The organism is Alteromonas sp. ABH4_456 (assembly GCF_056160645.1).
Genome location: NZ_JBSWXO010000012.1, coordinates 1 through 11,105, shown reverse-complemented (window position 1 = coordinate 11,105; position 11,105 = coordinate 1). Strand labels below are relative to the sequence as shown.

At 47.4% G+C, this 11,105-nt stretch carries 7 protein-coding genes and 1 pseudogene; 6 read left to right on the top strand and 2 right to left on the bottom strand.

Features of this window, described 5'->3' with window-relative positions:
- Positions 1–120 precede the first annotated feature (120 nt).
- The 3 genes and pseudogenes from ACXAG2_RS16700 (at position 121) to ACXAG2_RS16690 (ending at position 3,641) form a co-directional block, all read left to right on the top strand.
- Positions 121–1,140 (top strand): glycoside hydrolase family 43 protein, encoded by a 1,020-nt coding sequence (locus ACXAG2_RS16700; RefSeq protein WP_474869030.1) that lies wholly within the window; start codon positions 121–123, stop codon positions 1,138–1,140.
- Positions 1,141–1,240: 100 nt separating this feature from the next.
- A pseudogene (locus ACXAG2_RS16695) lies at positions 1,241–2,086 on the top strand (tryptophan 7-halogenase).
- Between the two features lie 4 nt (positions 2,087–2,090).
- Positions 2,091–3,641 carry an amidohydrolase family protein gene (locus ACXAG2_RS16690; RefSeq protein WP_474868825.1) on the top strand — a complete coding sequence of 517 codons (1,551 nt, stop codon included), beginning with the start codon at positions 2,091–2,093 and terminating at the stop codon, positions 3,639–3,641.
- 21 nt (positions 3,642–3,662) lie between these two features.
- On the opposite strand, the gene ACXAG2_RS16685 is transcribed toward ACXAG2_RS16690, so the two are convergent.
- Positions 3,663–4,841 (bottom strand): DUF6607 family protein, encoded by a 1,179-nt coding sequence (locus ACXAG2_RS16685; RefSeq protein ID WP_474868822.1) that lies wholly within the window; start codon positions 4,839–4,841, stop codon positions 3,663–3,665.
- 253 nt (positions 4,842–5,094) lie between these two features.
- Between ACXAG2_RS16685 and sdhC the strand changes: the two genes are divergently transcribed.
- From sdhC to ACXAG2_RS16670, 3 genes are all read left to right on the top strand, one after another.
- Positions 5,095–5,475, top strand: a complete 381-nt coding sequence (gene sdhC, locus ACXAG2_RS16680; RefSeq protein ID WP_474868819.1) for a succinate dehydrogenase, cytochrome b556 subunit — start codon at positions 5,095–5,097, stop codon at positions 5,473–5,475.
- Between the two features lie 5 nt (positions 5,476–5,480).
- Complete coding sequence (gene sdhD, locus ACXAG2_RS16675; RefSeq protein ID WP_303572753.1) at positions 5,481–5,819, top strand: succinate dehydrogenase, hydrophobic membrane anchor protein; 339 nt, start codon at positions 5,481–5,483, stop codon at positions 5,817–5,819.
- Positions 5,820–6,497: 678 nt separating this feature from the next.
- A complete protein-coding gene (locus ACXAG2_RS16670) occupies positions 6,498–8,378 on the top strand; it encodes a CocE/NonD family hydrolase (RefSeq protein ID WP_474868817.1) in 1,881 nt (626 codons plus the stop codon).
- Positions 8,379–8,520: 142 nt separating this feature from the next.
- On the opposite strand, the gene ACXAG2_RS16665 is transcribed toward ACXAG2_RS16670, so the two are convergent.
- Positions 8,521–10,677, bottom strand: coding sequence for a TonB-dependent receptor domain-containing protein (locus ACXAG2_RS16665; RefSeq protein ID WP_474868815.1), 2,157 nt, complete (start codon positions 10,675–10,677; stop codon positions 8,521–8,523).
- Positions 10,678–11,105: the final 428 nt, after the last annotated feature.

Sequence of the window (11,105 nt, the reverse complement as noted above, 5' to 3'; positions counted from 1 at the left end):
ACTAACAGGGAGCGTAATATGACGTTTCAACCTAAACTCTCTTTAACTTTTTCAGCGATCCTGTCTGCACTCATTCTGACAGCGTGTCAGCCACAACAACAAGATGTTGAAGACAAAGATATTCCGGTTCAAAAACATTCCGGAGATAAAAACTCAGTAAAAAGTGGATTAAGCGATCCTCTTGTTGAACATATTTATACCGCAGATCCTTCTGCACATGTTTTCAACGGACGCCTGTACATTTACCCGTCACACGATGTGAAATCAGGGATTCCCCAAAATGACAATGGTGATCATTTTGACATGCGTGATTATCATATACTCAGTATGGATGAGGTCGGCGGTGAAGTGACAGATCACGGTGTGGCTTTATCTGTGAAGGATATTCCCTGGGCCGGTCGACAGTTGTGGGCTCCGGATGCAGCTTATAAGGACGGGACTTATTACCTCTACTTCCCACTGAAAGACAAAAACGATGTTTTTCATATCGGTGCTGCCACAAGTGACAAACCTGAAGGCCCCTTCGTGCCAGAGGCTGAACCCATTGAGGGAAGCTACAGCATGGACCCTGCCGTATTTAAGGACGATGACGGGGCTTATTACATGTACTTCGGAGGCATATGGGGAGGACAACTACAACGCTATGAAGGCGGTTCCTATAATGCTGAAGATGTCTATCCCGCAGATAATGCACCAGCGGTAAAACCTCGTATAGCGAAAATGGCCGCTGATATGCTGTCCTACGCAGAAACACCTAAAGAACTTGAGTTGCTGGATAAAGAAGGTAACCCAATTTTGCAAGGAGATAACGATCGCCGTTTCTTTGAAGCAGCCTGGATGCACAAATATAAGGGTAAATATTATCTCTCTTACTCTACAGGTGATACGCATAAAATTGTTTATGCGACGGGTGACAATCCGTATGGCCCGTTTACTTATCAGGGGGTGATTCTGCAGCCTGTTATAGGATGGACCAATCATCATTCAATCGCTGAGTTCAAAGGAAAGTGGTACCTGTTCTATCACGATAGCTCATTATCAGATGGTCAAACTCACCTGCGAAGTGTGAAAATGACAGAGCTTACCTATAATCCGGACGGCTCTATCGTAACCATTGATCCTTACTTAGGGCAGAAGTGATGTTGGAATCAACTGCTCAGTTGTGGCTAAAGCTCAATAGCTTAGTACGGAATGGTGAACTACCGGAAGAGCTCTGCGGCAATATCTGCGAATACAATTTGTGCACAGTGGCAGCAAAATCAGTACGATTTTCACAGGCTCAAGGGGGGCGAATACCATTTTGTCTACCGTGCGACATGCCTGGCACTTCGACTCCGGCGCCTATGGGAAATTCTTGCGCCGGTATGCAGAGCAAAGGGCTGTTCAGCGAATTGAAGGCATGATTGTTGATGTTTCTGTTGAGCCGAAAAGTGGGGATATAACGTCTGTAAGGCTTGAAAACGGTCTGGTCATAGCCAGCGACTTGTTTATCGACTGCAGCGGGTTTCGTGGTTTACTCATCAATGAACATTTGCAAAGTGAATTCATTGACTGGACACACTTTCTGCGGTGCGACCGCGCTATTGCAATCCCAATCTATGAGAATATACATGCTCCGCCATACACACGCGCTTACGCCAAAGAGGCAGGGTGGCGTTAGCAAATTCCGTTGCAAAGCCGTTTTGGGAACGGTTATGTGTATTCTGGCCAGTTTCAGGAGCAGCAGGAAGCTTTGATTTCCCTGTTAAGCGATTTGCATGGGGAGCCGGTTACCGGGCCCAATTTTTTACGTTTCCGTACTGATCACCGCAGGACATTTTGGAAAAATAATTGTATAGCGATAGGGTTAGCGGGGGGCTTTATAGAGCCGCTGGAGTCAACCAGTATTCATCTGGTGCAGGCCGGTATTCAAATGCTTAAAGAACCGCAGCATCGTTACCATCTCATCAGCAATATATTAATAAGCATTGTGCTTTTTCTAATACCCTCGGGTGAGAGCGAGTGTTCGAATCCCGGCAAGATGCGCTTGCGCATGTATTTGACAATGAGTAATGATAGGCCTTTGATTATAATAGCTTCAAGGTAAGGCAATGAAAAAATTTATTCTGGTGCTTTGTATCACATTGTCATTTCAGGCTGCCGCCACACCGGGCAGTAAGGCCCCTGACAGAAAGGCCGGTGAAGGTATGGAAGCATCCCGTCTTATTCTGAGAGGCGGCAACATTATCTCAGGCGAAGGTGCACCCCCTCAGGGTCCTGTGGATATTGTGATTGAGAATGGCAAAATTGCGAAAATTGTATCGGTGGGCCACCCGGGCGTACCTATCAAATACAGCCGTCCTGAGCTGAAAAGTGGCGATAAGGAAATCGACATTCAGGGCCAGTATGTATTGCCCGGCTTCATTGATATGCATGGCCACATTGGCGGTTCTGCCGACAATATTCCCGCTGAGTATGTATTTAAGTTGTGGCTGGCTCACGGTATTACCACCATCCGCGAACCCGGCAGCTTCAATGGCGTAGACTGGGTGCTGGAGCATCAGGCGCGCAGTGATAAAAATGAAATTGTTGCTCCGCGAATTGTGCCTTATGTGGGTTTTGGTATGGGCGGCGATCAGCCGGTTTCCAAAGAGAAGCAGGCAAGGGCCTGGGTGAAAGACATCGCCCGTAAAGGTGCGAAGGGAATCAAGTTTTTCGGTGCCAGCCCCAAAATTATGGCAGCAGCTTTAGACGAAGCTAAGAAGCAGGGCTTAGGCACTATGATGCACCATGCCCAGCTGAACGTGATGGGCACCAATGCTCTGGATTCAGCCCGGTTAGGTTTAACCTCTATGGAACACTGGTACGGACTGCCGGAAGCGCTGTTTGAAGATAAGGTTATTCAGGACTACACCTCACACTATAATTACAACGACGAGCAGCACCGGTTTTCTGAAGCCGGAAAACTCTGGCTTCAGGCAGCAGCCCCCGGCAGTAATAAGTGGCAGCAGGTAAGAGACGAGCTTATCGATCTGGACTTCACCATCGACCCTACACTGACAATTTATGAAGCCAGCCGTGATCTTATGCGTGAGCGTCAGGCCGTATGGCATGACGATTACACTTTACCCGTGCTGTGGGAGTTCTTTGAACCCAGCCGGTATGCCCACGGCAGCTACTGGTTTAACTGGACCACGCAGGATGAAATCAACTGGCGCAACAACTACCGCCGCTGGATGACATTTCTTAATGACTACAAAAACCATGGCGGCAGGGTGACTACCGGTTCCGACGCCGGTTACATCTATAAAATCTACGGTTTTGCTTATATCCGTGAACTGGAGTTACTACAGGAAGCCGGTTTCCATCCGCTGGAAGTCATTCAGGCAGCCACATTAAATGGCGCAGAAGCTTTGGGTCTCGACGATAAAATTGGCAGTCTTGCCGTGGGTAAAAATGCCGACATGGTTATTGTGGATGGTAATCCGCTGGAAAACTTCAAGTTACTTTATGGCACCGGCCACTTCCAGCTGGATGAGAACAACGAGCCCGTTCGAAAAAAAGCAGTGCGTTACACCATCAAAGACGGCATCGTGTACGACGCTCAGCAGTTGCTGGAAGATGTTCGCGAACTGGTGAAGGAAGCGAAGGCGGAACTGTAGTCACCTTCGCTGATTCCCTCTTTAACGTGCTGGCTCTGTAAACGGCGCCAGCATGTTTCTTATTTTTTGCTGCTCCGTCGAAGGGTCAACAGGGGCGCTGTCACTGACGTTTTGGGCGTAGTCGAAGAATGGCATGAACATGAACTTTCCGTCTGCCTGCTTGTTGATTTCAATGGACGTATTGTCAGCAATCAGTGAGGACCACACCTCACGTACGTTCCTCCAGAATGATGATGTTGATTCCCAGTATGCTTCGCCGGGCGTAAAGTCGTGGTCTTTGATGCGCTCGTAACGGGCAATCCCCAGTTCTTTTGCAAGGTACGGAGCCGGTGAGGCCGGTTTGCCGGTATCATTTATTACCAGCTTGTAGTTTTCTTCTTCCTGTACCCAGCCATCGGGTAAAATAATGTGTTTATTTATCCCTTCAAGGATCTGGTAATCCTGTCTCACACTGCTTTCCCGCCGGGGAAGTGGCCGCCAGGTTAACTCGCTTATCCACTCTGAGCGGTTTCCTTTGTGCTGCCATTTACCGTGAGACTCATATCGTGGCGAGTCGTCTACCTGGTAAACCGACTGAGACCAGGTGCCTTCAATATCCTGGCCGTTGAGCTCGTGCTTTCGCCATACATTATTTCCGGTATATACAAACTCTGAAGGCTTCTCGTATTCCCAGTCCTGTCGCCAGTGTTTCATCACCATTGGCTCACTGATCTTGCCGTCTTCACCAACAAAATACATCACCATAATGTGCTGAAGACTGATGAATTCAGGTTCATTGTCGACAACAATCACCATTTCCGTGCCCCAGGAACGATAGGGGGCAGCAGGCGTGTAATTATCAGTGAAGCCCATGGTTTCTATAAAATCGAAGCCCACGCGAAAATACCCCGACATCGCCAGTATGGCCTGCCGGTCCCGCTCAAATTTATCCATGTCTTCCGTTTGCAGTTTCAGCCAGTGCGGGGTAGGGGTAAGATCCTTCGTCGTGCTGTTACCTGTTGATGTGCCGCCACGTGGCTTGAAGTTGCAAGGTTCGTCGAAGAATTGCCAGCCAAACACGTATTGGGGTAGTGCTGCACACTTGCCTGCTTTTGCAGCTTCAGCCGGTTCACCGTTTCCATAGCTGTTCAGGCTGATTAACGTGATAAACGCCCCGAATAGTGTGCGGCAGAAAGAAGAACTGAGTACGGCGTCTGGCATAAGAAAAGCTCCGGTGTTCATTGTCGGCGTTTATAAAATGAAGTATCTTATTGCAAATAAGAATTATTATTATCACGTGCGAGGCAGTAAATTACCAGCGCTTAAATCATGGAAACTTTTTATTTCCGAATGGCTATGTAATTTCCGCGTGCTATTTGATTCCCGGTTTTGAACATGCAGAATGAGTGTGTTTACTGAACAAAGGTTCAGGTATTGTCGTGTTTACCAGAAGTATGATTACAGGAGTTTCTGAATGAAAGACACCCGTCCACGTAATATGGACTTAACTACCATCAAGCTGCCGGTGATGGGGCTGGCCTCCATTTTACACCGGATATGTGCTGTGATTATCTGGTTCTCTCTGGCCTGGTTTCTGCCGTTATTGTTTCTTTCTTTGCAAGGTGCTGAAGGCTTTGAAAATGTGCAGTCACTTATCAGTGGCAACTTCATTGCGCAATTTTTTACCTGGGGTTTTCTCACCGCGTTGGGCTACTACATGATGGGTGGGATAAAGCATCTCATTCAGGAGTTTGGTTATTTTGAAACACTTGAAGGTGGCAAGCTGATATCGCAGGTGGCTATTGCATCAGGCATATTGCTGAGTGTGTTATTCGGATTTTGGGTTTGGGGTTAACTGACATGAAGCGAAATGGCGTAAAAGAGTGGATTTTCCAGCGGATCAGTAACGTGATGATTTTTGCTTATGCAATATTTTATCTGGTGAGCGTTTTCACTATGGAGAATATTGACTACGAAAGCTGGACTGCATTTCATCAGTCAACCGGATTCAAACTCTACTCAACAATCACCCTTGTTGTTGTGATGCTGAACTCTCTGCTGGCGGGTTGGCAAATCGGCACTGATTACACCCAGAAAGTACCAGTGGCCGGTTTTTCTGCTGCCTTTCACACATTTTATACTGTAGTAACTGCAGGCTTTCTGCTATTCGGCTTATACATTCTGTGGGGAATGTCCTGAGGGAGCGGGCTAACGCTTTGTGAATCAATACCGTCCGGATGAGCTGATCGCTACTCCGGGCTGTTGTAACTCTCTTCCAGGGGAAATAATAAATCGAGTGCGGGTAATAAAAGATTCGCACTGCATACCGCGACCATGAAAGCGAAAATGTCCGTGAGTGAAGTGTACCTCAGGACCATCCACGCTACTGTCATGCTCAGCCAGAACATATTAAAACTCATGGTCCGGATATCCGGTCTAAGTGTTTTCGCGCAATAACGGCAGGTTACAGGCTCCCTGATCAAAAAGAGCAGTCGGTGGGAGAACGGCACTTCATGTGAACAACAAGGGCATCGTCTGGCAACAAGTTGTTTGAGCATCACTCAGACTTATTTAGTTAAATGGTATTGAGAATTATTATCGTTTATGGCGTACTTCGTCAACCTTTCTGTTTGAAATTTACTCTACTTAATTTCCCGGAGCTCGCCGGGGGATACAGCAACGTTGCTGATAAAATGTGCGCCTGATGTACGCTAAGACTCCCATCTTCCATCAAATCGATAAGTGCCTGAACCTCCGGGCTAAACGAGAGCGCTGCGGAATAATTTCTCAAGCCCGCTGTGATAAGGTGACATCACGACAGATACCGTTGTCTGTCTCCCATAGCCGGTCACCGGCACATATAAAAAGAGGATGCTTATGCGATACCTTCGCTACGCCATGCTGGTTATTGCCAGTTGCGTGATGACTCCCGCTGTTTCTGCAGCACCTGACAAAGATACCCGTGCGGAATATATCCGTTCACACTACGCTAAATATGAATACAACATCCCCATGCGGGATGGCACAAAACTGTTTACTTCGGTCTATATACCTTACGATCAGAGTAAAAGCTGGCCTATGCTGATGCAGCGTACACCCTATCGCGTTGCGCCCTATGGCTCGTCAGATTTTAAAACCCGTTTAGGCCCCAGTGAGAAGTTCGAACAGGAAGGCTACATTTTTGTTTTCCAGGATGTTCGCGGCAAACAAATGTCTGAGGGTGAGTTTGTAAATATGCGCCCGCAGGACGCATATAAACGCGGAAAAGACGCTGTTGATGATGCCACAGATGCTTACGACACTATCGAATGGCTGGTAAAAAATGTGCCCAACAACAATGGCCGTGTAGGGCAGTGGGGCATTTCCTATCCCGGATACTACACATCGGTTTCCGGTATCAACAGCCATAAAGCCCTTAAAGCCATTTCTCCGCAGGCGCCTATTGCCGACTGGTTCTTTGATGACTTTCACCGCAACGGTGCGTTTTCTACACCTATGGCATTTCTGTTTTTTGATACCTTCGATGCGCCCCGTACAGAACCGTATCCTTACCGCCTGGAAGGACGCAAAGCCACTACGCCTGACGGTTACGAGTTCTTCCGCGACCTCGGGCCGCTGGCTAACGTAAACAAAAACTACTTCCACGGCGAGCGACCGTTCTGGAATGAACTGACTGAGCACCCGAATTATGACGATTACTGGCAGGCCCGTAATGTTCTGCAGCATCTCGATAAGGTAAAGCCGGCCGTGCTGGTTGTGGGTGGCTGGTACGATACCGAAGACTTGTATGGTCCGCTGGCGACTTATCAGACTATGTCGCGCAAAAACAAACGTGACAATGTGCAAATTGTCATGGGCCCCTGGTATCACGGTCAGTGGATTGGTGATAAAGGCTCCAATATGGGCGAGGCCCGGTTCGGCTTCGAAACCAGTGTGTGGTTCCGTGACAATGTTCTGTTGCCGTTTTTTAACCAGCACCTGAAGGAAGAGTCGGAAGATAAGTACGAGCAGACTGCGACCATGTTTGAGACAGGTGCGAACCGCTGGCGTTTCTTCGGTCAGTGGCCACCTGCTGATACCAGTGAAAAAACACTGTATCTGACAAAGGGCGACAGTTTGTCTGAGAACAAACCGGATAAAGATGGCGGTGCTTCAGACTATGTATCCGATCCCCGTAATCCTGTTCCTCATTCTGCAGCAATCAGCCGTGGATGGGATCGCCCGTATATGGCTGAAGATCAGCGTTTCACCGCCCGCCGTCCGGATGTGCTGAAATTTGAAACCGAGCCCATGACAAGTGATATGACCGTTGCCGGTGAAGTGAACGTGAACCTGTGGGTGTCCACGGATAAAACCGCAGCGGATTTTGTGGTGAAAATTATTGACGTGTTCCCGGGCGTGGATGAAAACACCAATGAAGTGGACAAAGAAACCGGTGACCGTCATGAACTGGTGCGCTGGGGCATTATCCGCGGACGTTTCCGTGACAGCTTCTCTGAGCCCAAACCCTTTGAACCGGGCAAACCGGCTCAGGTCTCTTTTGATCTCTACGATTTGCTGCACGACTTTAAACGGGGCCACAGATTACAAATCCAGATCCAAAGCTCTATCTTCCCGTTCCTTGATATGAACCCGCAAACTTACGTGGATAATATATTTCATGCGACGCAAGATGATTTCGTCCGTGCTCAGCACACCATCTACCACGATGCGGCGCACCCGAGTTCAGTGACTTTCAACGTTCTGCCTGCTCAGTAGTCTTTCAAACAAGGAAGAATAAACACTACGCACTTCACGGGTTGAAGTGCGTAAATTCCCTTGCCAGCAGGGAAGCAGGTCTTTCAGTTTGTAATTTATCAGCAACTCATGACGGGCTGTCCGGTGGACAGCCCGTCTTTTTTCAGAATCGCAGTTCAATATCGATATACGTATTACGACCAGTACCAACCCTTGAGGTTGTGTTTGTATAGCGGGCATTAATGTACTTTTTATCGGTCAGGTTGCTAATCCCGAAATTCACAGTAGCCATTGAAAAAAGTGCAGTGTCAGCAAGGGGGATATCCCATTTTCCCCGAAGATTCACTTGGGTAAACGCTTGATCAACATAGGTATATAGTACGCCACCGGACATTACTGTTGCAGGATTAGGGTCCGGCGCGAACCAATGCTCGACATTCGCACCAATTTCCAGATTAACTGCATCGGCATAATACGTTGCAGAAAGCTGTATTTTATCAGCAAAGCTTTGATTCACATCTTCCCCGGTAGCTTCGTCGTATAACTTCAGGTGCTCGAAGGTAGAGGTTATTCGCCAGGCATCAATAAGGTAGTCAGCATTGACTTCCAGCCCTCTTCTGCGGGCGTTTTCCACATTCATGTATTGGGCATACGTGGTTGATTCTGGTGGATCGCCGAGTTCAGGACGAGGTTGTAAAGAAATAAGCTTGTTTATTTTTCCCTCAAAATAGGTAGCCTTTAACGACAGTTGATCAGAATCCGTGAGAAGTGCCCTTGCGTTGTATGCAAACCCGCCTTCAATTTCACGGGCTGTTTCCGCTTGTAAGTCAGGGTTCGCCATATAGTAATAGTGTGGATTGAGCGCACCAACAGAAGATGTTTCATGAGGAGTAGGTGCCCTGAAAGTTTCGGAATAACCCAAAAGTAAGTTTAATCTGGGGGTAACAGAATAGGCTAAAGCAATGCGGGGCGAGAAATGATTGTTTTTATATTCGGTAGCACCCGACTGGTGTACTTCACGATCAAACTTGTCGAACCGTCCACCAAGCGTGAGTTCAAGTGCCTGATAAGACATTATGTCCTGAATATATAATCCCCAGTCATCGTAGGTGTTCGGCATAGAATTAAATTGAGTCGGGACACCGTTCCGGATGTATACGGCGTCTTCTTCACGATTATTAAAGTCGATTCCGGTCAGCAGTCTGTGAGCAATATCTCCTGTAGAAAAAGTTGCCAGGTTTTTAATATTAAATCCCCGGCGGCTCTCTTCATTTTTATACTGCAGTGTGTCCCGTTCACCGGTTTCCGGCTCGTAGTCATCCCAGCCACGATCGTAATAGGCGTCATTACTGTATAGCTTAATATCAAGGTCGAGTAGTGTGTTGTCATTACTTTCCCAGCTGTAATCGAGCACATAATCGGTTTGCTGCAATGAGCCGGTAATGGGGCTTGAGGTATCAATTTCGTAGTGATAAAGAGTTTGCCATACTGTATTCAGTGATTCGTCAAAGTCGAATACAGAGAATGTAATACGTTGTTCATCTGAAATATCAAAGCCCACCGTTGCATAGGCCGTATCGATAGACTCATCATTACCTATAGTCTGATAGTCTTCAGTACCGCCACCGGCCAGGTCAATATCGCCGTAATCTGCTTGTTTGGCATATACCAGAAAGTCCACAGGGACGTCCCTGCTCCGACCGTATAATCCAGCCCGAATACTGTGCATGTTATTTGATTCATACCTGCCTCCTATCATCACGCCCAGTGATTCTCCGTCAGTCAGGAAGTCTGTGGCTTTCTTTGTCTGCATATTTACAATCCCGCCGATGGCGCCGCTACCATATAATACTGACGAAGCGCCTTTCACTACTTCAACATGATTCAGAATGTCAGTGTCAGTCCTGAAACTGGAGATATGGTTTGAGAACAAGCTGGGAGACTGAGGTACGCCATTTTGCCTGATGATTACGCGAGCTTCAGACTGATAACCAAAACCACGGATGGTGAACTGAGAGCCAATATTTCGTCCAACATCTCCCCCGGCTTCGAAGCCCGGAATCGTGGATAATGCATCAACTACATTAGCACTTCTTTCCAGATCGACGGGATACACAACGCCGATTTGACCGGCAAAACTGGCGTCATCTGTTTCTGTTCGTGTGGCCGTGACGACGGTTTTTTCGAGCTGTTGAATCCGTTGTTCTGAAGTACAGTTTTTGTTGTCATCAGCGCATTGGGGGCTCTGTTCAGCGAATACCGGGCATGATGCCAGTATGCCGGCAGACATACACATTGATAAATAAGATAATCTGTTCATTAGGTGTCCTGAAAGGTTGAGGAATATAACAAACGGCAACTTTCCAGCCCCGACAAACAGTCAGGCAAAACTATGTATGGTGAGGTAGGAAAGGTCCGTTTTCCTTTATTGTTTGTCTGAACATCGTATTGGTAATTATTCTCAGACCTCTACATCTTAATGATAATTGTTATCATTTTCAACATGGGCGAGATGTTCGTAAAGACAGGTGTATGACATATCTGAAGTGTCTGGTAAGTCATAGTTTCGCTTTGCACTTAGAAAGCGGAAGTCTGTCGCTTGTTTGGCGCCGCGGGTTAAAACTAAACGGAGTTGTCATTCAATTGCCTGTTCGTATTGCTAAATAACTGTTCTTAAGTGTAGAGCACCCCATAGGGGAACTCAGTGTGATTTCTGCGATCAGATCAATCGCCAAAAAGAAATTACCG